The sequence below is a fragment of the Acidipropionibacterium jensenii DSM 20535 genome (assembly GCF_000425285.1).
Taxonomy (GTDB): domain Bacteria; phylum Actinomycetota; class Actinomycetes; order Propionibacteriales; family Propionibacteriaceae; genus Acidipropionibacterium; species Acidipropionibacterium jensenii.
This window is the reverse complement of sequence record NZ_AUDD01000003.1, coordinates 40,474-65,195: the sequence shown is the minus strand read 5'-3', so window position 1 is coordinate 65,195 and position 24,722 is coordinate 40,474. Positions and strand designations below refer to the sequence as shown.

17 protein-coding genes and 2 pseudogenes are annotated in these 24,722 nt (G+C 69.7%); 9 read left to right on the top strand and 10 right to left on the bottom strand.

Annotated elements, in window-relative coordinates; genetic code table 11:
• Positions 1-104: 104 nt before the first annotated feature.
• Together H590_RS0102410 and H590_RS0102405 are read right to left on the bottom strand one after the other, a co-directional pair.
• Entirely contained in the window at positions 105-1,619 is a 1,515-nt protein-coding gene (locus tag H590_RS0102410; protein WP_126412797.1) for a hypothetical protein, read from the bottom strand.
• On the bottom strand, positions 1,616-2,431 hold the full coding sequence (locus tag H590_RS0102405; RefSeq protein WP_028702297.1) for an Fpg/Nei family DNA glycosylase: 816 nt from the start codon (positions 2,429-2,431) through the stop codon (positions 1,616-1,618). Before H590_RS0102405 ends, H590_RS0102410 begins: the two co-directional genes overlap by 4 nt.
• Before the next feature lie 31 nt (positions 2,432-2,462).
• Here H590_RS0102405 and H590_RS18840 point away from each other — a divergent pair, with 31 nt between their 5' ends.
• Positions 2,463-2,771 carry a hypothetical protein gene (locus tag H590_RS18840; RefSeq protein WP_175415770.1) on the top strand — a complete coding sequence of 103 codons (309 nt, stop codon included), beginning with the start codon at positions 2,463-2,465 and terminating at the stop codon, positions 2,769-2,771.
• A 20-nt stretch (positions 2,772-2,791) separates the two neighbouring features.
• Here the strand turns inward: H590_RS18840 and H590_RS0102400 are convergent, their stop codons facing one another.
• Positions 2,792-3,265, bottom strand: coding sequence for a ribose-5-phosphate isomerase (locus tag H590_RS0102400; protein ID WP_028702296.1), 474 nt, complete (start codon positions 3,263-3,265; stop codon positions 2,792-2,794).
• A gap of 59 nt (positions 3,266-3,324) precedes the next feature.
• On the opposite strand from H590_RS0102400, the gene H590_RS0102395 reads away from it, so the two are divergent.
• Both H590_RS0102395 and H590_RS0102390 read left to right on the top strand, forming a co-directional pair.
• A complete protein-coding gene (locus H590_RS0102395; RefSeq protein ID WP_051238093.1) occupies positions 3,325-4,644 on the top strand; it encodes a GNAT family N-acetyltransferase in 1,320 nt (439 codons plus the stop codon).
• A 15-nt stretch (positions 4,645-4,659) separates the two neighbouring features.
• Positions 4,660-5,262 carry a GNAT family N-acetyltransferase gene (locus H590_RS0102390; protein WP_028702294.1) on the top strand — a complete coding sequence of 201 codons (603 nt, stop codon included), beginning with the start codon at positions 4,660-4,662 and terminating at the stop codon, positions 5,260-5,262.
• A 148-nt stretch (positions 5,263-5,410) separates the two neighbouring features.
• Here the strand turns inward: H590_RS0102390 and ligA are convergent, their stop codons facing one another.
• Both ligA and H590_RS0102380 read right to left on the bottom strand, forming a co-directional pair.
• Complete coding sequence (gene ligA / locus H590_RS0102385) at positions 5,411-7,639, bottom strand: NAD-dependent DNA ligase LigA (RefSeq protein WP_028702293.1); 2,229 nt, start codon at positions 7,637-7,639, stop codon at positions 5,411-5,413.
• A 34-nt stretch (positions 7,640-7,673) separates the two neighbouring features.
• Entirely contained in the window at positions 7,674-8,276 is a 603-nt protein-coding gene (locus tag H590_RS0102380; RefSeq protein WP_028702292.1) for a mycothiol-dependent nitroreductase Rv2466c family protein, read from the bottom strand.
• A 197-nt stretch (positions 8,277-8,473) separates the two neighbouring features.
• Here H590_RS0102380 and pepN point away from each other — a divergent pair, with 197 nt between their 5' ends.
• Positions 8,474-11,068, top strand: coding sequence for an aminopeptidase N (gene pepN / locus H590_RS0102375; protein ID WP_028702291.1), 2,595 nt, complete (start codon positions 8,474-8,476; stop codon positions 11,066-11,068).
• Positions 11,069-11,153: 85 nt separating this feature from the next.
• Here the strand turns inward: pepN and H590_RS14475 are convergent, their stop codons facing one another.
• Entirely contained in the window at positions 11,154-11,468 is a 315-nt protein-coding gene (locus tag H590_RS14475) for a hypothetical protein (protein WP_126412796.1), read from the bottom strand.
• Between the two features lie 146 nt (positions 11,469-11,614).
• Here H590_RS14475 and gndA point away from each other — a divergent pair, with 146 nt between their 5' ends.
• Both gndA and H590_RS14470 read left to right on the top strand, forming a co-directional pair.
• Entirely contained in the window at positions 11,615-13,066 is a 1,452-nt protein-coding gene (gene gndA, locus H590_RS0102365) for an NADP-dependent phosphogluconate dehydrogenase (protein WP_028702290.1), read from the top strand.
• 57 nt (positions 13,067-13,123) lie between these two features.
• A complete protein-coding gene (locus H590_RS14470) occupies positions 13,124-13,633 on the top strand; it encodes a helix-turn-helix domain-containing protein (protein ID WP_126412795.1) in 510 nt (169 codons plus the stop codon).
• A 218-nt stretch (positions 13,634-13,851) separates the two neighbouring features.
• Here the strand turns inward: H590_RS14470 and H590_RS0102355 are convergent, their stop codons facing one another.
• From H590_RS0102355 to H590_RS0102345, 3 genes are read right to left on the bottom strand one after another with little or no spacing between them, the layout of a single operon-like run.
• A complete protein-coding gene (locus H590_RS0102355) occupies positions 13,852-14,664 on the bottom strand; it encodes an acyl-CoA thioesterase (protein ID WP_036980791.1) in 813 nt (270 codons plus the stop codon).
• Positions 14,665-14,708: 44 nt separating this feature from the next.
• Complete coding sequence (locus H590_RS0102350; RefSeq protein ID WP_028702288.1) at positions 14,709-16,628, bottom strand: AMP-dependent synthetase/ligase; 1,920 nt, start codon at positions 16,626-16,628, stop codon at positions 14,709-14,711.
• 44 nt (positions 16,629-16,672) lie between these two features.
• Positions 16,673-18,559 (bottom strand): AMP-dependent synthetase/ligase, encoded by a 1,887-nt coding sequence (locus H590_RS0102345; RefSeq protein ID WP_036980717.1) that lies wholly within the window; start codon positions 18,557-18,559, stop codon positions 16,673-16,675.
• Between the two features lie 326 nt (positions 18,560-18,885).
• Here H590_RS0102345 and H590_RS0102340 point away from each other — a divergent pair, with 326 nt between their 5' ends.
• The 3 genes and pseudogenes from H590_RS0102340 to H590_RS19395 form a co-directional block, all read left to right on the top strand.
• Entirely contained in the window at positions 18,886-19,383 is a 498-nt protein-coding gene (locus tag H590_RS0102340; RefSeq protein ID WP_036980714.1) for a MarR family winged helix-turn-helix transcriptional regulator, read from the top strand.
• 20 nt (positions 19,384-19,403) lie between these two features.
• Positions 19,404-21,489, top strand: a pseudogene (locus H590_RS0102335) (FAD-binding and (Fe-S)-binding domain-containing protein); the annotation flags it as partial.
• 68 nt (positions 21,490-21,557) lie between these two features.
• Positions 21,558-22,265, top strand: a pseudogene (locus H590_RS19395) ((Fe-S)-binding protein); the annotation flags it as partial.
• Positions 22,266-22,961: 696 nt separating this feature from the next.
• Here H590_RS19395 and H590_RS0102325 read toward each other — a convergent pair.
• Entirely contained in the window at positions 22,962-24,230 is a 1,269-nt protein-coding gene (locus H590_RS0102325) for an HNH endonuclease signature motif containing protein (protein WP_028702284.1), read from the bottom strand.
• Positions 24,231-24,722: the final 492 nt, after the last annotated feature.

The following is a 24,722-nucleotide window of genomic DNA, read 5'->3' as shown; positions in this document are numbered from 1 at the left end:
CGCGCACCACACCGATCGGCGCCACTCCGGAACGCGCCCGCAACCTCGGCAACAGAGGTGTTCTCCCCAGCCCCCCGGTCGCTCCCTGCCCGCTCCCTGCGCGCTCACCAGAGCAGCAGGGCCAGCGTCTCGTCTCTCAGCTCCGGGTCGAGCAGCAGCCGACGGGCGGTCCGTTGCCGCAGCCGGGTGACGTCGACACCCCAGTCGGGGCCGATCTGCCACCACTGCGGCCAGAAGGAGCAGATGGCCGAGGCCCAGGCCGACTGGATCGGGTCCACCGGGCCGGTCCGGCCCATCAGGGGGCGGGGGCCGGGGACGGGCAGCGCCGACCCGAGCCACCACAGCGCGGCCAGGGCGTCTGCGTCCGGGCCGTCGTCGACGCCCGGTCCAGGGTTCGGTCCTGGGTTCGGTACGGGGCCCGGTCGCAGCAGCACCGACCGTTCGGCGCGCACCAGCGGGTCGTCGGCCCTGCCGCTGCGGGGTGCCGGGACCTGCCAGTCGTGGAGGAGGGCCCGCGACCGGGCCAGCGCGTGGCCGATGAGAGTGCCGGGGGCCTCCGCGGGCAGGCTCGCCAGGCCCTCCATCGCAGACTCCCAGATGTCGGCGTCGCCGATCTGGGCAGCCACCGTGATCGCGGAGACAACGGTGAAGAAGTCGGCGCCCGGGCGCGCCAGCCGGTTCTCCAGGGACTCGGCGACCGCGGCGACGACGTCCTCGCCGCGGACCGCCCCGACCGGGGTGGCCTGGAGCAGGATCCACAACTGCGCCCCGGTGACCAGCCGGGGATCCATTCCCTCGAGGATCTCCTCGGCGCGCCGGCGGGCGTGGTCGCGGGCCATCATCGCCCAGCCGACCATCAGCCGCGTGGTGCCGCGGGCCTGGCGCACCTGCACCTCGTGCATGACGTCGTGATCTGTTGTCGGGGAGTCGGTGCCGGGACTCAGCCACTGGTCGCTCGGTGCGCCGTCCAGGAGCAGTCCGGCGTCGGGGGTGTCCAGCCAGATCTCCTGGTCGACGGCGGGATCGACCAGCAGTTCGTCGGGCAGCCAGGACGGCAGTCTGGCTGCCGCCGAGGCGACGTCGTCGACCGGCGTGGCCCGCCACAGGGCGGTGCGGGTGCGTCCCGGCTCCAGGGTCAGCGACTCCCCCAGCGGGCGGATCCCCTCGACGTCCAGGCTGGAGTCCCCGACGATCTGGCGCCAGACGATCCGTCGCCCAGCCGGGTCCTGCGGGTCCCGGTCGGTGAGAGCGAGGCCCTCGGCGCCGGCGGTCCACACCTGGACCGGACTGTCGGTTCCGAACCGCCAGACCGGCCCCGGCACCTCGACCGACGTCATGGCCTCGGACGGCGGAGCCACCGCGATGCGGACGTCCCAGCTCTCATCGATGCTCTGACGGATCCTCATCCGCGCCCCGCTGGGGTGAATCGCGCTCACCTCGATCTCGGTGCCCAGCCGGTCGGCCTCCCTCACCCCCCAGGGGGAGGGTGCGCTGACCAGGACCTCCCCGGCCGGGGAGCAGCCGGTCACCCGGGGCCAGGAGTCGGCGTCGACCCCGAGGTCGAGGGTCCAGCCCTGCCAGTCCACTGACCGGGAGTCGGATCCTGACGCCGGGGTCATCGGTGCCTCCGCTGGCAGCGCGGGCACCAGAACAGGTGGCGTCCGGCCAGATTGGTCCGGCGCACGGTGGTTCCGCAGACCAGGCAGGGCTGTCCGTCCCGGCGGTAGACGTAGACCTCGCCGCCGTGCCGGTCGAGGCGAGGGGGCCGCCCCATCGCCTCCGGGGTGTGCTCGGGCCGGACGGTGTCGATGCGACCGGTGGCCACCCCGCGGCGCATCAGAACCACCAGGTCCTCCCAGATGGCCTGCCAGGTCGCGTGCGCCAGTCTGTTCCCGGGGGTCATCGGGTCGATCCGGTGGCGGAAGAGCACCTCGGCCCGGTAGATGTTGCCCACCCCGGCGGTGATCGACTGGTCCATCAGCAGCACCCCGATCGCCCGGGTGCTGCGGTGGATGGCCCGCCAGGCTTTCTCCGGATCGGCATCAGGGCGGATCGGGTCGGAGCCGACGGTGGACAGGACGGCCTCCCACTCCTCGTCGCTGAGCAGTCGGCACCACTGCGGTCCTCGCAGATCGGCAGAGCTCACGGCGTCCTCGATGCGCAGTCTCACCTGGCCGTGCACCGGGGTGATCGGCCCCACCGTGAACCTGCCGATGAGTCCGAGGTGGATGTGGACCAGGTGGGCTCCCTCGGCGGCGAAGTCGATGAGCAGGTGCTTGCCCCAGGCCTGTGCCCCGCGCAGCCGGCTGCCGTTGAGATGGGCGGCCTCCACCGCGAAGCGGCCCTGGGGGGAGGTGACGGTCACCTCCTCGCCCGCGAAGGCGTCCTCGATGGCGCCTGCAAGACGGTGGATGACGTGCCCCTCTGGCAACTCGGCCTCCCGGACGTGGTGGAATGGAGCAATGAGCAGGTCCGGCAGGCCGACCACGAACGGGCGGCGATCCGGCCCGGTCGTCGACCGGGTCCGTGCGCTGCGCGCCCGCGAGCTGCTGGGCCGTCAACACCGTACGCCGCCCTCGGAGACGGTGCCGATGCCCGCGAATGGCCGCGAGTGGCCGTTCATCCTCGATTCGCTGAGGAGACGGGCACGGGGCGAGGACCACAGGGCCGAGGGCCGGGGTGCCGGCCGGGCCGGTAGCAGGGATGCCGGCCACGGTGCCGACGGGGACGCGACCCGGACCGACGGACGGGACGACGCCCCCACGAAGTGATCAGCCGGGATCGGCCTGGATCAGCTGAGGGCTCCGGCCGACTCCCAGTGGGCCAGCTTCTCGATCCGGCGCTGGTGGCGCTCGACCCCGGAGAACGGGGTGGTGAGGAAGACCTTCACCCACTCCCAGGCGTCCTCGACCGACTGCATCCGGCCACCCAGGGAGATCACATTGGCGTCATTGTGCTCACGGGCGAGCTGGGCCATCTCGGCGTTGTAGACCAGCGCCGCGCGGATCCCGGCCACCTTGTTCGCCGCGATCTGCTCGCCGTTGCCCGAACCCCCGCACACGATCCCCAGCGAGCCCGGCTCGGCGACCACCGCCTGGGCGCAGGGGATGCAGAAGTCGGGGTAGTCGTCCTCAGCGTCATAGCTGGTGGCCCCGTGGTCGACGACCTGGTAGCCGGCAGCGCGGAGCTCCTTGACCAGGTACTCCTTCAGCTCGAAGGCGGCGTGATCGGTGGCGACATGGACATGGCTGGGATGGAAGGTCATGGGCTCATCCTTTCATCGCCCGATCGGCCGTTGACGTGGGGCTCCGATACGGTGAGGGCATGTCCGAGGATCGACGCAGGCCCGATGTCAGCCAACCGCGAGAACTGCCAGACCCCTACCGGTTGGCGCGGGTGGTCACCGACGGGACGGTCTCCCAGGGAATCGTCGCGCAGTGCCGTGCGGTCAATCTGGGCTTCCACATGCCCTGGCCGGACGACGACTTCCTGAACCACTTCGCCCAGCACGTCGCCGGGGAGCGCCTCTGGGCGGTCCAGGGCCCCGAGGACGACCCGGAGCTGCCGGGTCTGCCGGTGGCCACCCTGGCCAGTTACGACCAGACCATCAACACCGGCCACGGTCACCTCGAGCCGGCCGACTTCATCACCGATGTGACGGTCCGTCCGACCCATCGACGTCGAGGCCTGCTCCGCGGTCTCATCAGCCACGACCTGGCGGCGGCCAGGCGGGCCGGCCTGTCGATGGCTGCTCTCACCGCGACCGAGGGGGCCATCTACGGCCGTTTCGGGTTCGGGGTGTCCACCCAGAACCAGCGCATCGAGGTGACCAGCGGAGGCCGGTTCGTGCTGTCCCACCGCCCCGAGGGCTCGGTGGAGATGGTGGCTCCCGGAAAGATCGACGAGCTGCGTCTGGAACTGTTCCGGCGCTTCCACGCCTCCCGCCGCGGCTCCCACGGCCGCCTCGACTGGTGGGTCGAGTTCGCCTCCGGACGATGGTCCTACGAGAAGCAGAAGCCCGACCGGAGGGTCCGTTCGGCGATCCACCGGGATCCCCAGGGCCGCCCCGACGGGGTGGTGTCCTACCAGGTCACCGAGGACTTCGGGAGCACCCTGGAGGTGCATGACCTCATCGCTGTCACCGCCGACGCCGAACTGGGCCTGTGGGAGTTCCTGGCCTCCATCGACCTGGTGACCAAGATCACCGCCGGAAACACGAATCCGGACACCCCCCTTCCGTGGGCCGTCCGGGACCCGCGGCTGGTGCGCTTCACCGGACGGTCGGACCTCACCTGGGTGCGCATCCTCGACGTCGTGAAAGCGCTGTCGGTGCGCGGCTGGGACCACACCGGCTCGGTGGTGCTGCGTGTCACCGATCCGTTGGAGTGGTGCACCGGCAGCTACCGGATCGAGGTGAGCGACCCGGAGCGGCCCGCCGTGGTCACCCGGGTGGCCGACGACGCGGCGGGGACCGAGGGGCATGCCACTATCGGGATCGCCGCCCTGGGATCGCTGTACTTCGGCGCCGTGCGGGCCCAGTCCCTGGCCGGGGCGGGTCACCTGCGCGGCACCGCCGAGCAGATCCAGACGATCGGACGGATGTTCGCCACCGACGACCTCCCGTTCAGCATCACCGAGTTCTGAGACAAGGAGACCACCATGGCCTGGATCGATCCCGGACTGACTCTCACCGGGCGGATCGTGCGGCTGGAGCCGCTCTCGATGGACCATCTCGACGCGCTGCGGGAGGCCACCCGCGACGGCGATCTGGGAGATCGCCTGTGGTGGACCTCGACACCGAACCCGGAGCGGATGGCCGACGACATCGCCGGCAAGCTGGCGGCCCGTGACGCCGGCAGGATGGTCCCCTTCGTCTGCGTGCGGCTGGCCGATGAGCAGGTCGTCGGGGTGACCACCTACTACGACCTGGAGCCCTCGGTGCCGCGTCTGGAGATCGGCTACACCTGGACCCGCGACTCATGCCAGGGCACCGGCACCAATCCCGACTCCAAGCGGCTGCTGATCGCCCATGCGATGGAGGAGCTCGGCTGCCAGCGCGTCGGGCTGCGCACCAAGTGGACCAACCAGCAGTCGCGGGCCGCGATCGAGAGACTCGGGTTCCGCCGCGACGGGGTGCTGCGCGGCTACGCCCGCCACGCCAACGGGGTCCTGGACGACGCCGTCGTCTACTCCCTGCTGTCCCACGAGTGGCCGGCGGTGCGGCGGCGTCTGGAGGACCGGGTGGCGCGTCACCTGAGCTGATCGGTCCCGCACCTGAGCTTATCGCCGGCGTCCGGGGTCTGCGGCCCCGACGATCACGACCGGGGCCGCCTCCCGCACGGCGCGCCAGGATCGTCGTGGCGGTCGGCCGGTGCTCACCGGGACTCGGCCGCCAAGGGGTGTGTCGGCCTCAGCCGACCGTCGGCACCCCCTGGGGTCCGTGGTCCAGGAGATGGCGGAATCCCGCCTCGTCGAGGATCGGGCGGCCCAGTTCCCGCGCCCTGGTCTCCTTGGACCCGGCGTTGGCCCCCACCACGACGTAGTCGGTCTTCCTGGAGACCGATCCGGCGGCCTTCCCGCCGCGCGACAGGATGGCCTCCTTGGCCTCGTCCCGGCTGAATCCCTCCAGGCTGCCGGTGACCACCACGGTGAGCCCCTCCAGGGTGGCCGCCGGCCCCCCGGAGGTGTCGTCGGCCATCCGCACTCCGGCGGCGGCCCAGCGCTCGACGATCTCCTGGTGCCAGTTGACCCCGAACCAGTCGATCACCGACTCGGCGATGACGGGTCCGACCCCGTCGGTCTGGGCCAGTTCCTCCTGACTGGCGGCGCGGATCGCCGCCAGGGAGCCGAACCGGGTGGCCAGGGCGCGGGCCGCCGTCGGCCCGACGTGGCGGATGGACAGTGCCACCAGGACCCGCCACAGCGGCTGGTTGCGGGCCTTGGCCAGCTCGTCGAACATCTTGCGGGTGTTGGCCGCCGGGGCCGAGGGCCGGGTCCTGGTGGCCCGGGTCCAGAAGTAGGGTTCCCGGACCCACGGCCCGGGAGAGCCCTTCACCTTGCGCTGGCGCCACACCTGGACGTCAGCGAGGTCGTCGGGTTGCAGGTCGAACAGTCCGGCCTCGCTGGTGAGCACCGGGGTCTGGGGTTCGGGCATCTCCCCGGTCACCAGGGAGGGGTCGGGCCGGGCGTTCTCAGGATCAGTGAGGGCGATCGCGGCCTCCCATCCCAAGGCCTCGATGTCGAGTCCGGAGCGGGAGGCCAGCGCGAAGACGCGCTCGCGCAGCTGGGAGGGGCAGCCTCTGGTGTTGGGGCAGCGCAGGTCCTTGTCCCCCTCCTTCTCGTAGCCGAGGGTGGCTCCGCAGGAGGGGCAGACGGTCGGCATCTGGAACTCCCGCTCGGTGCCGTCGCGCAGCTCGACGACCGGCCCGAGGATCTCGGGAATGACGTCTCCGGCCTTCCTCAGCACGACCGTGTCGCCGATCAGGACACCCTTGCGCTTCACCTCGAAGGCGTTGTGCAGGGTCGCCATCTCGACCGTGGAGCCCGCCACCGTGACCGGCTCCATCACCCCGTAGGGGGTGACCCGGCCGGTCCGGCCGACGTTGACGCGGATGTCCAGCAGCTTGGTGTTGACCTCCTCGGGCGGGTACTTGAAGGCGATCGCCCAGCGGGGGGCCCGGGAGGTGGCACCCAGCGCCCGCTGCACCTCGACGTCGTCCATCTTGACGACGATCCCGTCGATCTGGTGGGCGGCCTCGTCGCGGTGCTCCCCCCAGTACTGGACGAAGTCCATCACCTGGGCGGGGGTGTCGACCAGCTTGTAGTAGGGCGAGACCGGCAGTCCCCACTCGGCGAGCTTGCGGTAGGCGTGGCCCTGGCTGGAGAAGTCGTGGCCGTCCACCCGTCCCAGTCCGTGGCAGATCATCGACAGCGGTCGTCCGGCGGTCACCCGGGGGTCCTTCTGGCGCAGCGACCCGGCCGCCGCGTTGCGGGGGTTGGCGAACGGCGGCTTGCCCACCTCGACCAGATGGGCGTTGAGATCGGCGAAGTCCTCCACCGGGAAGAAGACCTCCCCGCGCACCTCCAGCAGGGCGGGGACGTCGTCGCCGGTGAGTCGCTGCGGGATGGCCCGGATGGTGCGCACATTGCCGGTGACGTCCTCGCCGACCCGTCCGTCGCCGCGGGTGGCACCGCTGTCGAGCCGGCCGTTGCGGTAGACCAGATCCAGGGCGAGGCCGTCGATCTTGAGTTCGCACAGCAGCTGGGAGTGCTCACCGGGGACCTGCTGGGAGGCTGTCGCCCCGGCCCGGGCGATCCACTCGGCGAGCTCGTCCAGGGTGAAGACGTTGTCCAGGCTGAGCAGCCTCTCGATGTGCTGCACCGGGGCGAAGTCGGTGACCTGCTGCGGCGCACCGACGCGCTGGGTGGGCGAGTCCGGGGTGCGCAGCTGGGGGTTGTGCTCCTCCAATGACTGGAGGTCGCGCATCAGGTGGTCGTACCGGGCATCGGAGATGGTCGGCGCATCGGCACCGTAGTAGGCCTCCTGGGCGGCCAGGATCTGGTCGACCAGCTCCTTCCAGGTGTGCCGCAGCGTCGACTCGGAGGTGCTGGCCTCCACCGGGTTCTCCTCATTCACCATGGATCCATCCTTGCGCACCGAGATTCCCCCTCGCTCAGTCGAAGATCGGCCCCACCGTCCGGGTCCGCTTCAGCTCGAAGAATCCCGGGTAGGAGACCATCTTGAGGAAGCCGTCGAAGAGTTCACCGGCCTGCTCCCCCTTGGGAGCCGGGGAGATCACCGGGCCGAACAGCGCCATCCCGTTGACGTGCAGGACGGGGGTGCCGACGTCCTGGCCGACCGGGTCCATCCCCTCGTGGTGGGAGGCCCTCATCGCCTCATCGAACTCCTCGGTGGTGGCGCGCTCGGCGATACCGGTGTCGTAGCCGCACTCCTGGAGTGCGGCGGCCACGGTGTCGCGGTCGTGCGGGGCCCTGCCCAGGTGGTAGCGGGTGCCCAGCGCGGTGTAGAAGGGGCGCACCGCCTCCTGACCGTAGCTGGTGGCCACAGCGGTGGCGGCCCGGGCGCCGATCCAGGCCCGGTCCATCTCCCGCCGGTAGTCCTCGGGCAGGTCGCGCCCCTCGTTGAGCACCGCCAGGCTCATCACGTGGAAGACGGTGTGGACGTCGCGGACCTTCTCCACCTCGAGCATCCATCGCGAGGTCATCCAGGCCCACGGGCATGCCGGGTCGAACCAGAAGTCAACAGTTGTCGTCATGGCCCCAGTCAACCGCGAGGATGCCCGTCAGAGGGCCCGAATCGGCCTGTGGAGCGACATTTCGCCGCGCGCGCAGCTCCATGGTGTGTATCGGCGCCGTTGAGTATCGGCACCCAGGGCAAGTCGATAGAGTCTGCCCTGACAGCCACCCGACGTGGCAGCGGGCGTGTCACAAACACCTTCCGAGGAGCACCAGCATGAACCCGGTGAACATCAGCAGAGACGAAGCGCGAACTCGTTCGGACATCGTCAGGACGCTCGGTTACCGGGTGGTCGTGGACCTGTCGGGTCGCGACCCGCAGGGCAACCCGCTGGCCGATCCGACCGGCACCTTCGTCTCCTCCTCGACGATCCACTTCACCAGCACCGGGGAGCCCACCCACGCCGACCTGATCGCCGACGGGGTCTACGCCGCCGAGCTGGACGGCGTCCCGCTGGACCCGGCGGCCCATCATGACCACCGCTACCCGATCGAGGCCCCGGCCGGGGAGCACCAGCTCACCATCGTGGCGCTGTGCCGCTACTCCCACTCCGGGGAGGGTCTGCACCGGTTCGTCGATCCCGCCGACGGCAAGGTCTACCTGTACAGCCAGTTCGAGATCGCCGACGCCCGCCGGGTCTACGCCAACTTCGAGCAGCCCGACCAGAAGGGCACCTTCCAGCTCCAGGTGCTCGCCCCGACGGGCTGGACGGTGATCTCCAACTCGGCGGAGGTGACCGTCGCCCAGGGACCCTATGACGACATCTCCACCTGGCAGTTCGGCCTGACCCCGCGCATCTCGACCTACCTCACCGCCCTGGTGGCCGGCGACTACCACGTCGACGAGGGCACCGTGCGCACCCGCGAGGGCGGCGACATCCAGGCCAACATCCTGTGCCGCCAGTCGATGAAGGAGTTCCTGGACGCCGATCGGATCCGCACCACCACCCAGCGCGGTTTCGAGGTCTACGAGGCCGAGTTCGGCCACCCCTACCCGTTCAGCAAGTACGACCAGTCCTTCGTCCCCGAGTTCAACGCCGGCGCGATGGAGAATGCCGGCTGCGTCACCCACCGCGATGACTACCTGTTCCGCTCCAAGGTGACCGCGGCGGCCTACGACTCGCGCGACAACACGATCCTCCACGAGCTGGCCCACATGTGGTTCGGCGACCTGGTGACGATGACCTGGTGGGACGACCTGTGGCTCAACGAGTCCTTCGCCGAGTGGGCCTCCCACCACTGCCAGGAGAAGATCGTGGCCCGCTACGGCGGCGTCAACCCCTGGGTGTCCTTCGCCAACCAGCGCAAGACCTGGGGGTACGCCCAGGATCAGCTGCCCACCACCCACCCAATCGCCGCCGACATGGTCGACCTGGCCACCGTGGAGCAGAACTTCGACGGGATCACCTACGCCAAGGGGGCCTCGACCCTCAAGCAGCTGGTCGCCTTCGTCGGGGAGGACGCCTTCCTGGCCGGGGTGCGGGCCTACCTCAACGCCAACGCCTTCGGCAACAGCCAGCTGTCCGACCTGCTGGACCAGCTCCAGCGCTCCAGCGGCCGTGACCTGTCGCGCTTCACCGAGACCTGGCTGCGCACCCCCGGGGTCAACACGGTGCGCCCGGACTTCGATCTGGACGAGAACGGGGCCTTCACCCGGTTCGACATCATCCAGTCCGCCTCAGCGCAGTTCCCGACCCTGCGGACCCACCGACTGGGGATCGGCATCTACTCGCTCACCGACGAGGGGCTGGTGCGCACCGACGGGCTGGACGTCGACATCTTCGGGGAGCGGACGCCGATCGCCGCCCTGGTGGGTCACTCCCGCGGCGATCTCATCCTGCTCAACGATGCCGACCTCACCTACGCGAAGGTCCGGCTGGATCCGGCCAGCCTGGCCACCCTCACCGCCCACATCGGCCAGTTGGTCGATCCGCTGGCCCGGGCGCTGTGCTGGGGAGCGGCCTGGGACATGTGCCGCGACGCCGAGCTGAGGGCCCAGGACTACGTCACCCTGGTGTCCAACGGGCTGGCCTCCGAGCAGGACCTCACCGCCGTCTCCTCGCTGATCCGCCAAGCCACCGCCGCCACTCTCAACTACACCGACCCCTCGCTGCGCGAGGAGGTCCGGACCGGTCTGATCAGCACCCTTGCCACCCTGCTGCGCGACGCCCAGCCCGGGTCGGACCATCAGCTGGCCCTCACCAACGGGCTGACCGGGGCGATCGGCAGCCAGGGGGTGCCGCTGCTGGCGGGCTGGCTCAACGGCGAGGAGGTGCCCGAGGGTCTGGACGTCGATCAGGACCTCCGGTGGCGGATCGTCTCGACGCTGGCCCGGCTGGGAGCCGCCGACGAGTCCTTCATCGCCGCCGAGCAGGAGCGGGACAAGACCAGTTCCGGGGCCGAGCAGGCCGCCGGCGCCCGGGCCGCAGTGCCGACCGCCCAGGCCAAGGAGACCGCATGGAAGCGGGCGACCGATGAGGCGGGGGTGCCCAACGAGACCTACCGGTCGATCGTCAGCCACTTCAACAATCCCGACCAGGAGGAGGTGCTGAAGCCGTACGCGGCGAAGTATCTCCAGCTGTGCGAGGCGATCAACTCCGAGGAGGGTCAGTGGCGCGAGGCCGGCCATGCCCAGGTGCAGAACGCCTTGCAGTGGCTGTTCCCCGGCGAGGTGGCCGATCGCGCCTGGCTCGACGAGCTGAGCGACTGGATGTCCTCGCGGACGCTGTCCAGCACGGTGCGCCGGGTGCTTCTGGAGCAGGCCGACGGCACCGAGCGGGCGCTGCGCTGCCAGGCCTTCAGCCTGAAGTGACCTGAAGTGAGCGGTCGAGGCTGAGCGAGTACCCGCCCGGTGACGTTGCCGACCGGACGGGACACCCGACCGGTCAGGACTCGGTCTAGTGACTGCTGCCCGACTCGCCGGCAGCGACCTGGTCGGTGGGGACCCGGTCGGCCTCGGCCACCTCATCGGCCGGTGCGGCGTCGCGGCGGGCAGGATCGGCGGGCTCTGCCAGACCGGCGGCCTGCTCGGAGGCGTGGCGCTGACGCAGCCACCCCGGCGTCTTGCCGATCACCGCGAACAGGGCGGCCACCAGCAGCGGTCCGATGAAGCACAGCACGATGAAGTGGATCGGGCTGAAGGTGTACGGCGGCCATCCCGGCATCACCTTCAGGGGCACCAGGACATTCATCAACACCAGGGCTGAGCTCATGGCCGCCAGACTAGACCAGCGCGGCCACCGACGGCACCGGTCGACGAACTCCGGGATGTCGGAATCCTCCTGCCGCGAACAGGGTGGCAGAACCGGATTCGGGCCGGGCTGACACAATGAGACCGACCGATCAACAGGAGGAATTGATGTCGCAGACCAGCACTCAAGCCGCCCAGGCGGACGTCGGGGTCATCGGAATGGCGGTGATGGGGTCCAATCTTGCGCGCAACATGGCCCACAAGGGGTTCAAGGTCGCCCTGTACAACCGCACCGACGCACGCACCGACAAGGTCATCGCCGAGCACGGGTCCGAGGGCACCTTCCTCTCCTTCCATCAGCTGGCCGACTTCGTCGCCTCCCTGTCACGGCCCCGCCGCGTGGTGATGATGGTCAAGGCGGGCGGGCCGACCGACGCGGTGATCGACGAGATCGTGCCGCTGCTGGAACCCGGCGACATCCTGGTCGACGGCGGCAACTCCTTCTTCAAGGACACCCGGCGGCGCGAGGCTGCACTGCGCGAGACCGGGATCCACTACGTGGGAACCGGGATCTCCGGCGGCGAGGTGGGCGCCCTGGAGGGGCCGTCCATCATGCCGGGCGGCTCGAAGGAGTCCTACCGTGCCATCGGGCCGGTCCTGGAGAAGATCTCCGCCCATGTCGACGGGGAGCCCTGCTGCGCCTGGATGGGCACCGACGGCGCCGGTCACTTCGTGAAGATGGTTCACAATGGCATCGAGTACGCCGACATGCAGTTCATCGGCGAGGCCCACGCCCTGCTGCGCGGGGTGGGCCTGTCCAACGCCGAGGCCGCCAAGGTCTTCGCCAGCTGGAACACCGGCGACCTGGACTCCTACCTCATCGAGATCACCTCGCGGGTGCTGGCCACCCGAGATCCGCGCGACTCCTCCCGCGATCTCATCGACGTCATCGTCGACGAGGCCGGGATGAAGGGCACCGGCACCTGGACGGTGCAGTCGGCCCTGGACCTGGGGGTCGACGTCTCCACCATCGGCGAGGCGGTCTTCTCCCGCGCGGTCTCCAGCTCCCCGAAGCTGCGCGCCGCCGGCCAGCAGGCCCTCACCGGACCCGACGGGAAGATCTCGGTCGACGACCGGCAGGGATTCCTCGACGATGTCCGTGCGGCACTGTGGAGCTCGAAGGTGGTCGCCTACTCCCAGGGGCTCGACGAGATCCGCACCGCCGCCCAGGAGTACGGCTGGCAGGTCGACATGGCCAAGGTGGCCTCGATCTGGCGCGACGGGTGCATCATCCGGGCGCGTCTGCTCCAGCGGATCCATGACGAGTACGCCGCCAACGACCTCACCACCCTGCTGGAGGCCCCCTCGGTCAAGGCCGAGCTCGCCTCCTCCCAGGCCTCCTGGCGTCGGGTGGTCGCCAGGGCCGCCGAGGCCGGGGTGCCGGTGCCCGGGTTCTCCGCGGCGCTGAGCTACTACGACCAGGTCCGCGCGCCACGGCTCAACGCGGCTCTCACCCAGGGCCTGCGCGATCTGTTCGGCGCGCACACCTACCGTCGCGTCGACGACCAGGGTTCCTGGCACCTGCAGTGGAGCGGGGACGGCTCCGAGGTCAGCGCCTGAGCACTGTGGGTCCACCCGCGGCGGCTCGAGGTCGCCGCGGGTGGAAGAGTGGGGGCCATGAATGCCCTTGTGGAACGCCTCGCCGCAAACATCTCGGCGGCGCGAAAGACCCGCCGCTGGAGCCAGCAGCGGCTCTGCGACGAGCTGGCCAACCGCGGTGCCACCATCACCCCGGACCAGCTCGAACTGCTCGAGAGGGGCGAACGGGAGCCCCGGATCACCGAGGTCTCCGCGATCGCCGAAACCTTCAACACCTCGGTCGAGGCTCTGATGACCGATCCCGACGACTTCGAGCAGGCGCTGGTGTGGACCGCACTGCGCACCACCTACCGTGACACCCGCCGACGTCTGATGCAGGACTCCTCGGAGTACGAGCGGGCGGCCGAGGCGCTGTGCGACTACATGGACGGGGACGACCGGATCCCGCAGATGGAGCGCGAGGAGCTGGGCCGTCAGCTCGCCCAGTCGTGTGCGGCGGTGGCCCTGGACGGATACAACGACCGCAATCCGTGGCGCAAGCGGTGGGGCATTCCGGTGGCCGAGGACGATCCCGTCGCCCGGATGTGATCCTGGGTCCGAAGCGCCCCGGGGGCGATGGAGCCCCTAGATCAGCGCCGAAGCGCCCCGGGGCGATAGAGCCCTCCAGGTCACCGAACCCCCCGAATCACGTGACCCCTGGCAGGAGCGACCTCTGGGAGGAGTGACTCCTGACAGAAGCGACCTCTGGGATGAGCGATCCCTGAGAGAAGCCCGTCGCACACGATCTTCAGAGGGCTCGGTGAGCCTCAGCCGATGAGGTGAGCCCTCATCACCGCCCTGGTGTCCTGGTCGATCGGCACGGCGGAACCGGTGGCCGGGTCAACGCAGACCAGCACGGTGGCGGCCGACACGGCGGTGCCCTCATCGGTGGGGATAAACGCCGCCAGAGTGATCGAGGTTCGTCCCAGCCGGGTCAGGGCGGTGTGCACGGCACAGCTCCCGATGGCGGGGTGCACCTGGTGCCGGTAGGCGATGTCCTGGCGTGCCACCACCCAGTTGCGGCTGCCGGCCCGACGCATCCCCGGCGTCCAGCCGGTGGTGACCTGAATCCTGGCCTCCTGCAGGTATCCGGCCAGGGCCACATTGTTGACGTGGCCGTAGCGGTCCACATCGGACCAGCGCACCGGGATGGCGGTGACCTCCCCCGCGCCGCTGACCTCTGACAGCGGCAGATCCCCCCACACCGTCGCCGGGCCGCTCATCGCCTCGAAGGTGGCGTGCTCGGCGCGGTCCAGACGTCGGGGCCGGCCGGTGTCGAAGTCGAAGGGGCACACCCAGCCCCGGGACCGGGCGACGTCGACCCCGTGATGGCGGGCCCGGTACTCGAGGAAGACCCGCGCGATCCCCAGGTTGGAGCACCAGACATCGACGTCGAGGGGCTTCCCGTCGACCGTGAACGGGGAGATGAACTCGACATCCTGGGTCACCACGATGATCCCGGTGCCGAAGAGCTTCTCCACCGGGGTACCGATCAGCGCCAGGGAGCGGGCCTCCTGGACCAGATCGGCGATCGCGACATTGTTGACGTGGCCCTGGAAGTCCATGTCGGACCACCGCATCGGGATCTGCACCCGCACCGCCGAGGCCGGGCTCCCCTCCTCACTCACCGCTCGGGATCCTCCCGGGAGGCCGTCTGCTCATCGGCGTACAGCTCCTCGATCTCCTTCTTGTAGCGCTTGCGGACCTGGTCGCGGCGCACCTTCTGGCTCTCGGTGACCAGCCCCTTCTGACCATCCAGCTCGTGGTCGAGGATCGCGAACCGCTTGACCGTCTCCCACCGGTCCAGTCGCGAGTTCGCGACGTCGACGAAGCGCTGGATGGATCGGCGGATCTCGGGCAGCTGGGTGAGCTTCTCGTAGGAGTCGCCGGCGTGGCCGTGGTTCTCCGCCCACTTGAACAGCGCCTCGCGGTCCAGGGTGAGCAGAGCCACCGCGAACTTGTGCCCCTCCCCCAGCACCACGGCCTGAGACAAGTAGGGGCAGTTGGCCATCAGGGTGGTCTCGACCTTCTGGGGGGCGATGTACTTACCCCCGGAGGTCTTGATGAGATCGCGCTTGCGCTCGGTGACGACCAGGTAGTTCAGCTCGTCGAAGTGGCCGATGTCGCCGGTGTGGTACCAGCCGTCGGTGAAGGTCTCGGCGGTCTTCTCGGGCAGCTCGTGGTAGCCGCGGGCCACGATCGGGCCGCGCACCAGTACCTCCCCGTCCTCGGCGATCCTGGCCTCGCAGCCGGGGCAGACCGGTCCGGCGGTGCCGAACCGGGGCCCGAAGCGACCCTTCTTGGGGACGTTGAAGAAGGCGATGGCGCTGGTCTCGGTGGCGCCGTAGCCCTCCACGACCGGGATCCCGGCGGCGAAGAACCAGCGCTGGATCTGGGGGGAGAGTTTCGCCCCGCCGCAGATCATCATCCGCAGCCGGCCGCCCATGGCCTGCTTGAGTTTGGAGAAGACGAGCTTCTCGGCGAGCAGCTGCTGACCGGACAGCCGGGCCGGCAGCGGCCGGTCCTCCAGCCGGTAAGGGGCGGTGCGCTCGCCGACCCGGAAGGCCCATGACGAGATGGTGCGAGCCAGCCCCCGCGAGGTGATGACCTTGGCGCGGACCTTCTCGAAGATCCGCGGCACCCCGCACATGAAGGTGGGGTGCACCTCGCCCATCCCGGTGACGATCCGCTCCACCCGGCCGTCGACCGCCGAGCTGAAGCCGATGGTCATCTGCACCGCGATGAGGCACTTTCCGAAGACGTGGGCCAGCGGCAGCCACAAGTACTGCAGGTCTCCGGGCTCCAGCGGGTCCCAGGACTCCATCGCCACACCCATGTAGGTCCACGACTGGTGGGTCAGCTCGACCCCCTTGGGCTTACCGGTGGTGCCCGAGGTGTAGATGAGGGTGGCCAGGTGGTCGGGGGCGGTGGCGTCGATGACCCGCTGGACGGCTCCGGGATCGGCCTGCCGGGCGGCGTGTCCGCGGGCCGACAGGTCGGCCAGGGAGATCACCCGGGTGTCCTCGGCGACCAGCCGTCGGTCGGATCCGGGAGCGCCCTGGATGAGCCGGTCGTCGTCGACCAGGATGATGTGGGTGACCAGCTCGTCGAGGGCGGAGCTGTGCTCCACCTTGGCGGCCTGGGCGCTGTTCTGGGCGACGTAGATCCGCGACTCGGAGCTGGTGAGGATGTACTCGACGTCCTCGGGCTGGGAGTTGCCGTAGACGGTCGTGGTGGCCCCGCCCGCGCAGCCGATGCCCAGATCGGTGAGGATCCACCAGACGGAGGTGTCGGCGCAGATCGCCACCCGCTGCTCGGGTCCCAGTCCCAGGTCAAGCAGCCCGGCGGCGATGTCGTGGGCCCGGTCCTGGACCTCGCGCCAGGTCAACGGCGTCCACTTCTCGGGACCACTGGCGTTGTTCTCCGGGTACAGGAAGGCGGTGGCGTCGGGGGTCTGATCCACCCGGCGGCGCAGCATGTCCCCGAGGTTGCGGGCGCTGCGGGACAACAGCTCGTCTCGAATCGCCAGCGTGTCGGTCGTCATTTCTGGAATCCTCCTGCGGCTGGACGTGGCGGGCTGGGGTGGCCTCAGCCCTCGGGAACCTCATCGCCCTTGTACAAGGACTCCCACAGGTCACGATAGCGGTTGGCGACCACGTCACGCCGTACCTTGAGGCTGGTGGTGACCAGCCCCTCCTCGTCGTCGAGGTTGTGGTCGAGCATGGCGAACTTCTTGACGGTCTCCCACCGGTCCAGGTGGGCATTGGCGCGGTCGACATATCCCTGGATGGTCGATCTCACCTCGGGCTGACGGGTCAGCTCGGCGTAGGACATCTGGGGGTGGCCGTGCCGGCGTCCCCAGACCGCCAGCTTCTCGGGATCCAGGGTGAGCAGGGCCACCGCGTACTTGTGGCCCTCCCCCAGGGCGACGGCCTGGGCGAGGTAGGGGCAGTTGGCCATCAGCGCCGCCTCGACCTTCTGGGGTGCGACGTACTTGCCCCCGGAGGTCTTGAACAGATCGCGCTTGCGGTCGGTGATGTGCAGACTGCCGGTCTCGTCGAACTCGCCGATGTCGCCGGTGTGGAACCAGCCGTCGACGAAGGACTCCGCGGTCCTCTCGGGAAGGTTGTGGTAGCCGCGAGCCACGATCGGGCCGCGCACCAGCACCTCCCCGTCCTCGGCGATCCTGGCCTCGCAGCCGGGGCAGACCGGCCCGACGGTGCCGAACCGGATGGTGGAGGGCTCGGAGAAGAAGGCCACCGCGCACAACTCGGTGGCGCCGTAGCCCTCCACGATCGGGATGCCGGCCGAGTAGAACCACTCCTGGACCTGCGGGGAGAGTTTCGCCCCTCCCGAGATCATGAACCGGACCCCACCGAGCTTGCGCTTGAGGGTGGCGAAGACCAGCGCGTCGGCGATCCGGTAGCGGGCCGCCAGGGCGAGCGGCATCCGGCTCCCCGACAGCCGGTAGGGCCGCGAGTCGCGCCCGACGGCGAAGGCCCAGTGGGAGATCCGGGTGGTCAGACGCCCCTGGGGGGCGGCGGTCATCACGCCGGCGCGGATCTTCTCGAAGATCCGCGGCACCCCGCACATCACGGTGGGGCGGACCTCGCCGATGCTGCGGACCAGTCGGGGTATCCGCCCCTCGACGGCCTGGGCGACGCCGATCTGGATGCAGATGGCCAGCAGGCACTTGCCGAAGGCGTGCGACAGGGGCAGCCACAGCAGGTGGAGGTCGTCGGGGCCGATGAAGTCCTTGTACTCCCAGGCCGCACCCATGTAGGTCCACGAGCCGTGCTCGATCTCGACCCCCTTGGGGGTGCCGGTGGTCCCGGAGGTGTAGATGAGGGTGGCCAGATCGATGGGCCTGATGGAGTCGATCATCCGCCGGACCAGCTGCGGGTCGTCGGCCAGCAGACGGCGTCCGGAGGCGATCAGCTCGGCCATCGTCAGCACCCTGGGGTCGAGGGTGTGGACGTCGGCACCGGTGCGCTCGTCGGTCCCCGCGAAGGTGACGATCTGCTGGATCTGGTCGGCGAGCTCGGTCCGGGAGACGATCTTGTCGACCTGAGCGGCGGTGTCGACGAAGACGATCCGGGAGTCGGAGTCGGTGAGGATGTACGCGGTCTCCTCGGGACTGGTGTTGGGGTAGACGGTGGTGGTCGCACCGCCGGCGCAGGAGATCCCCATGTCGGCGATGATCCACTCGGTGCGGGTGCCCGACATGATGGCGACCCGCTGCTCGCGCCCCAGACCGAGCCCCAGCAGGCCGGCGGCCACGTCGTGGGCCTGCCTGCGGAACTGGGCGAAGGTGATCGGGGTCCAAATGTTGACCTGGTCGTCGGCACCGTGCGGCACCAGCAGGGCCACCCGGTCGGGATGGGCGTCGGCCTGCCGGTCGAGCAGGGCCCCGAAGTTGGGTGCCGATCGGTCGATCAGATCCTGTTCGAGACTCACTGGTCCCCTGCCCTTCATGGATGCCGGCGCTCTTCACAGATGCTGGCGCGCTTCGCAGATGCTGAGTCCTCGCCCTTCAGGAACTCTGGCGCTGCGGCGTCCCGGGCCGGCTCGGCGGTGCGCGACATCAGATCATGATCGACTCTAGGCAGGACCCTGATGGGCAGATCCCACAACGATCCGGGGGCAGTGTTAGACAGACCCGCCAACTCCTCACCCGGAGGTGACGGTCGACGTCCCCCCTCATCGGGTCCCATCCCGTCCCATCCCGTCCCATCCCGTTCTGCCAGATGGACGGGAACGCTCGATCGTCCAGGGAGGTTGCCAGGTCATACGATGCAGCCATGCCCGAAGACAACGTTGCCCGGCAGGCACCCGCACCTGTACACCCGGGCACCACCCGCTGGCTCGACGAGGAGCAGCAGAGGGTCTGGCGGGACTGGCTCAAGGCGAGTGCGACCGTGGACCGCGTCCTCGACGCCAACCTGCGCGCCCAGGGGTTGGGGCTGGGCGAGTACGAGGTCCTGATCCACCTGTCGGAGGCCCCCGACCGCAGCCTGCGGATGGGCGCCCTGGCCAAGCTGGTGAGGGCCTCCCGGTCCCGGATGACCCACACCGTGGCCCGGCTGGAGACCCTCGGGATGGTCGAGCGACGGCCCGCCAGTCACGACCGTCGCGGGGTGATGACCCACCTCACGGACGCCGGCTACGCCCGCCTCGTGGAGGTCGCCCCGCTCCACCTGCAGGCGGTCCGAAGAGTCTTCATCGACGTCATCGATCCGGCCGACCTGTCCGCGGTGGGCAGGGCCCTGCGCACCGTCCTGGGGGCCGTGGGAGACTGAGGCACATGTCCGCTCCCAGCATGATTGCCGACAGTGAACTTCTCGGGGACTTCGTCTCCACACTCGGCCGGCTCGATTCCGGGGCCCCCGACTGTCTGGACAGCTCGACCCTGGCTCGTGCGCTGTACTCCAGCGACGCCTCCATATACCGGGTCGTCCCCACCGCTGTCGCACGGCCCCGCAGCGTCGAGGAGGTGACCGCCCTGGTGCGGGCGGCCGCCGAGGTGGGCCTTCCGGTGACCACCCGCGGCGCGGGCACCAGCTGCGCGGGCAATGCCATCGGTGAGGGCCTGGTGATCGACCTGGCCCGTCATCTCCACACGATCCATCAGCTCGACCCCGAGGCCCGCACCGCGGTGGTGGACCCCGGCGTCATCCAGGCCTCCCTGCAGGACGCCGGCCGTCCGCACGGGCTGCGGTTCGGGCCCGACCCGTCCACCTCGACCCGCTGCACGATCGGTGGGATGATCGGCAACAATGCCTGCGGTCCGCGGGCGCTGGGATACGGCCGTACCTGCGACAACGTCGTGTCGGTCGACCTGCTGACCGCCGCCGGGGATGTCCTCACGGTGCGCGCCGGGGAGTCCGCCGATCCGCGTCTGACCGGGCTCAGGGAGCTGGCGGAGGCGAACCTGGGGGTCATCCGCACCGAGTTCGGCCGGTTCTCCCGGCAGGTCTCCGGCTACCAGATGGAGCATCTGGCCCCCGAGAACGGCTTCAACCTGCCGGCCTTCATCTGCGGCACCGAGGGAACCCTGGGGATCGTCACCCGGGCCACCGTCAGGATGGTCGCCGACCCGCCCTACGGCGTCACCGTCGCGCTGGGATACCCCACCATGCCCGAGGCGGCCGACGCCGTCACCGCCCTGCTGCCCTTCAAGCCGGTGGCCTGCGAGGGGATGGACCGCCGGATCGTCGACGTCGTGGCCCGCGCCAAGGGGGCCTCGGCGGTGCCGGACCTGCCCCGCGGGGACGGCTGGATGTTCCTGGACCTGCGCGGCGACGACCCGGCCGAGGTGACCGCCCGCGCCCAGCAGATGACTGCCGCCTCCGGGGCACTGGACGCCCGGGTGGTCTCCGATCCCGTCGAGGCCGCCGCCCTGTGGCAGATCCGCTCCGACGGCGCCGGACTGGCCGGGGTCAGCCTGGAGAAGCTGGCCTGGGCCGGCTGGGAGGACGCCGCGGTTCCGCCCTCCGATCTGGGCGCCTATCTGCGCGACTTCGAGGAACTGCTCACCGCCCACGGGCTGCACGGCATGCCCTACGGTCACTTCGGCGAGGGATGCGTGCACTGCCGCATCGACTACCCGCTGGACGCCGACGACGGTCCGGCGCAGTACCGCTCCTTCGTGGAGGACGCCGCCGCCCTGGTGGCCCGCCACGGCGGATCGGCCTCCGGCGAGCACGGCGACGGACGGGCCCGCTCGGCCCTGCTGCCGGCGATGTACTCCCCCGAGGCGATCTCCCTGTTCGGTCAGGTGAAGGGGATCCTGGATCCCGACAACCTGGTCAACCCCGGCGTGCTCGTCGATCCGCGGCCGGTGGAGGCCGACATCCGGGTCTTCGCCGCCCGCAACTCGCCGCTGACCCTCAGCCACCCGCAGTTCGCCCACGACGTCCACCAGTGCACGGGGGTCGGCAAGTGCATCGCCGAGAACTCCCAGCACGGCGGCGTGATGTGCCCCTCCTACCAGGCCAGCCACAACGAGAAGGACTCCACCCGGGGCCGCGCGAAGGTCCTCCAGGAGATGGTCAACGGCACCCTGGTCAACGGCTGGGACTCCCCCGAGGTGGCCCAGGCGCTGGACCTGTGCCTGGCCTGCAAGGGCTGTGCCCGCGACTGCCCGACCGGCATCGACATGGCCAGCTACCGCTCGCGGGTGTTCTTCGAGAAGTACCGCGGCCACCTGCGTCCCCGCTCCCACTACGTGATGGGCTGGCTGCCCCGCTGGGAGCGGCTCATCTCTGCAGTTCCCGGGATGGCGACGGTGACCAACACCGCGTTGAAGATCACCGGCATCAAGCATCTGGGCCGCTGGGTGGCCGGGGTGGACCAGCGCCGTCCGCTGCCGACCTTCCGACCCGGCGGGCCGGCCCGCAAGGGGCTGAGCGCCGAGCACTCCACCACGGCGGCCGACGCGGTGCGGGCCGGACGGTCCTCGACCGCCAAGCACGGCCGGGTCGTCATCTGGGTGGACTCCTTCTCCGACATGCTCGGCGACTGCGACCTGTCGGCCGTGGTCGCGGTGCTGGCCGACGCCGGCTACCAGCCCGAGGTGCTCACCGATGACGTGTGCTGCGGACTGACCTGGATCACCACCGGTCAGCTCGACGGCGCCGCCAAGAAGCTGCGCAAGGCGCTCGACGTGCTGGCCCCGCTGGCCGAGGCCGGTATCCCGATCGTGGGTCTTGAGCCCTCCTGCACCACGGTGTGGCGTGCCGACGCCCAGGAGCTGGTGGGCGATGATCCGCGCACCGCGGTGGTCGGCAAGGACATCCACACCATGGCGGAGATGCTGGAGGCCGCCGGGTGGCAGCCGCCGAGCCTGGCCGGGCACACCATCGTCGCCCAGCCGCACTGCCACCACGCCTCGATCCTGGGCTTCGGCCCGGACCGGCGACTGCTGGAGGCCTCCGGTGCGACCGTGACCACGGTCGGCGGGTGCTGCGGCTACGCCGGCAACTTCGGGGTGGAGATCGGCCACTACGAGACCTCGGTGGCGGTGGCCGAGCACGACCTGCTGCCCGCCATCGAGAAGGCCGGCCCGGGGGCGATCGTCGTCTCCGACGGCTTCTCCTGCCGCCGTCAGACCTCCGACCTGGCCGGACGTCGCGCCCTCACCCTCGCGGAGCTGTTCGCCTCCCACCTTCAGCACCACTGAGCCTGACGGGCGGGGTGGTTCGGGACGGTGCAGAACGAGACTGTGTGGGACAGGACCGTGCAGAACCGGACCGTGCAGAACCGGACCGTGCGGGGCGGGACCGTGCGGGGCGGGAGCGGGCGGGTCTGAGGTCCCAGAAGCACTGAGTATCCAGGCCTGGGATCGCCGCCCACCTGCAGCCCATTGGACGCCCCACCCGGCACCCGCTCCACCGCCTTGCACCCAGTTCGCCGGACCGGCTGACAGTCTGAGCCCGGGGAGGCGCTGAGTCTTCCCGGTCCCGTTCGCCACGAGACTCGCTCGAATCCCAGGACCTGCTCAAGTCCCACGGCCCACTCAAGGCCCGGGCCCCACTCAACCCCCCGCGATCTGCTCGCCCCGCCCGACACAACCCCCAGGGACCGCTGAGTTCCAGGACCCGCTGAGCGCCAAGACCCGTGACCCTGTGGCTCCCGCCATCAGCGACTACAGCAGGGCAGCCTGGTGCTGGTGCTTGTTGGGGTCACGCGGCCGATCGGCGGCGCCACTTTGGATCTCGCCACCCATGCGGACGGAGTCCTCCCCCTGATCCGAGCTGCCCGGTCTGGCGAGGCGAGTGCGGTAGTTCCGCATGCGCTCGGGTTCGATGACGCGGGGTCGTCCAGTGGTCGGGTCGAAGACGATCCTGGGCTGGTCTCGGTCGCGGTGCGGGTCGGGTTAGACAACGGCGTGGTGGTGGCGGCACACCAGCACCAGATTGTCCAGTGAGGTGGCCCCACCGTCCCAGAAGGGACACACATGGTGTGCCTGGCACAGATGGCCTGGAACGGTGCAGCCGGGGTAGATGCATCCTCCGTCTCGGTGCTCCAGCGCCCGACGGATCCCTGGGGTGACCAGACGCTCGGAGCGTCCCACATCCATGGTCTGAGAATCTGAACCGAGCACGACGGGCAGGATCTGCGCATCGCAGCACAAGCGACGCAGAGTTCCGGCATGGACGGGTACCTCACCCTCGAAGGTGCCCGCGTCGATCATGCCCTGCAGGGCGTCACGCAGGTACTGGTAGCCGATGGTGACCACGATGCGGGGCGGCTGTCCCCCGGCCGAGGGGACGAGGCCCTTTCCGGCCAGCAGATGGGCGGCATCAACCAGGGCGTCTGCCATCCGCTGGGCGGTGGTGCGGGCGCCGCGCGCATCAGTCTCCCGGCGCAGCGCCAGGTACTGCCTGCTGGAGATGACCCCTTGATTGCGCTGGGCGCGCAGTGCCTCCCGTTCGGCGCGCTCGGCCTGCCGGCCCTTCTCTGTGAAAGCCTGAAGGGTGCCGATGAGGGTTCGACCCTCCAGCTCGGGCAGCTTGCCGGAGAACCAGATGGAGCCGTTCCCGTCCTCACCCCAGCAGAACCGTCGTTCGGCCACCGCGTGCTTGCGTCTGGCGGCGGTCCGCCCGGCCCGGTCGCGAGGCGAGGGAGCCAGCCGAGGTGCGGCGGTCTCGAGGATCGAGGCGGTCTTGCGCGACAACTGGCCCGGCGCTGTCGAACGCGCCGCATCGATGAACTGACCGGCCGCGGCATCTTCCTCGTCGCGCGTCATCTCACCTACCGGCAGTGTGCGCATCTGCTGGCCGATGGCCACCGCATGTTCGGGCGTGATCGTTCCTGCCAGTGCAGCATCACGAACCTGGGAGTTCGCGGTGATCGCTGCGGCACGATGAACCTCGCCAAGCCCCTCACTGGCGGAACGACCCTCCTCCCTGGCCAGGAAGTCCGAGAGCATCAGACCGGTCGCGCGGTCGACGGCACATGCCTTGGACACCACATCAGTGACGACCCGTGCCGAGACGTCAAGTCGTCGGGAAAGGGTCCTCAGGCAGGTCATGGCCCGAACCTTCTCAGTATCGGACATGTGGCTGACCGCGGCGTGATCCAGGCCATCGAGGGCCTCTGAGATCACCCGGGTCGCCGCCCAGAAGTCCGATACCTGTTCCATGGATCAATGGTATGTTCACGGCGTCCATCACACAAGAGTCGGGAGGATATTTCCTGCCTCTTTTTTTGGAGTTCCACATTGTCATGCACACACTCCGACGGCGCCTTCATGATTACCGCTCTAACCATACTTGACACCTAACTAATTAACTCTACCCGGCAGCACTGACAGTTTTTTGTTGGGACTTCGAGTAGTGACACATCGGCAAACCGACAAAAGGCTACCAAGAAGGTGTGACAGTTTCCGGACACCAGAACCGCACGACAGCATCCGGACGCCGGGCCGTCTGCACATGCAGGTCCGCGGGACGCTCATGAGCACCCGGACGAGCCGGCACGACCACAACCGCCAGCGCCGCACAGGCGCACCCCTACACTTCAGCACCCTCACCGACGCACAGCCCAACACGTAGCGCGCTGGAGATGACCGAGTGGCGATCTGTCGGGGACCCCTGGTGCAGCAGACGCAGGTGTGGCGCCTCCGGACAGCACG

Bases quoted from the DNA above. Each gene is read 5' to 3' on its own strand.
- H590_RS14475 (WP_126412796.1), bottom strand. From the start codon at position 11,468: ATGAGCTCAGCCCTGGTGTTGATGAATGTCCTGGTGCCCCTGAAGGTG.
- H590_RS14470 (WP_126412795.1), top strand. From the start codon at position 13,124: ATGAATGCCCTTGTGGAACGCCTCGCCGCAAACATCTCGGCGGCGCGA.
- H590_RS0102410 (WP_126412797.1), bottom strand. From the start codon at position 1,619: ATGACCCCGGCGTCAGGATCCGACTCCCGGTCAGTGGACTGGCAGGGC.
- H590_RS0102390 (WP_028702294.1), top strand. From the start codon at position 4,660: ATGGCCTGGATCGATCCCGGACTGACTCTCACCGGGCGGATCGTGCGG.
- H590_RS0102325 (WP_028702284.1), bottom strand. From the start codon at position 24,230: ATGGAACAGGTATCGGACTTCTGGGCGGCGACCCGGGTGATCTCAGAG.
- pepN (WP_028702291.1), top strand. From the start codon at position 8,474: ATGAACCCGGTGAACATCAGCAGAGACGAAGCGCGAACTCGTTCGGAC.
- H590_RS18840 (WP_175415770.1), top strand. From the start codon at position 2,463: ATGAGCAGGTCCGGCAGGCCGACCACGAACGGGCGGCGATCCGGCCCG.
- ligA (WP_028702293.1), bottom strand. From the start codon at position 7,639: ATGGTGAATGAGGAGAACCCGGTGGAGGCCAGCACCTCCGAGTCGACG.
- H590_RS0102345 (WP_036980717.1), bottom strand. From the start codon at position 18,559: ATGAAGGGCAGGGGACCAGTGAGTCTCGAACAGGATCTGATCGACCGA.
- H590_RS0102355 (WP_036980791.1), bottom strand. From the start codon at position 14,664: ATGCGGTGGTCCGACATGGACTTCCAGGGCCACGTCAACAATGTCGCG.
- H590_RS0102380 (WP_028702292.1), bottom strand. From the start codon at position 8,276: ATGACGACAACTGTTGACTTCTGGTTCGACCCGGCATGCCCGTGGGCC.
- H590_RS0102400 (WP_028702296.1), bottom strand. From the start codon at position 3,265: ATGACCTTCCATCCCAGCCATGTCCATGTCGCCACCGATCACGCCGCC.
- H590_RS0102340 (WP_036980714.1), top strand. From the start codon at position 18,886: ATGCCCGAAGACAACGTTGCCCGGCAGGCACCCGCACCTGTACACCCG.
- gndA (WP_028702290.1), top strand. From the start codon at position 11,615: ATGTCGCAGACCAGCACTCAAGCCGCCCAGGCGGACGTCGGGGTCATC.
- H590_RS0102350 (WP_028702288.1), bottom strand. From the start codon at position 16,628: ATGACGACCGACACGCTGGCGATTCGAGACGAGCTGTTGTCCCGCAGC.
- H590_RS0102395 (WP_051238093.1), top strand. From the start codon at position 3,325: ATGTCCGAGGATCGACGCAGGCCCGATGTCAGCCAACCGCGAGAACTG.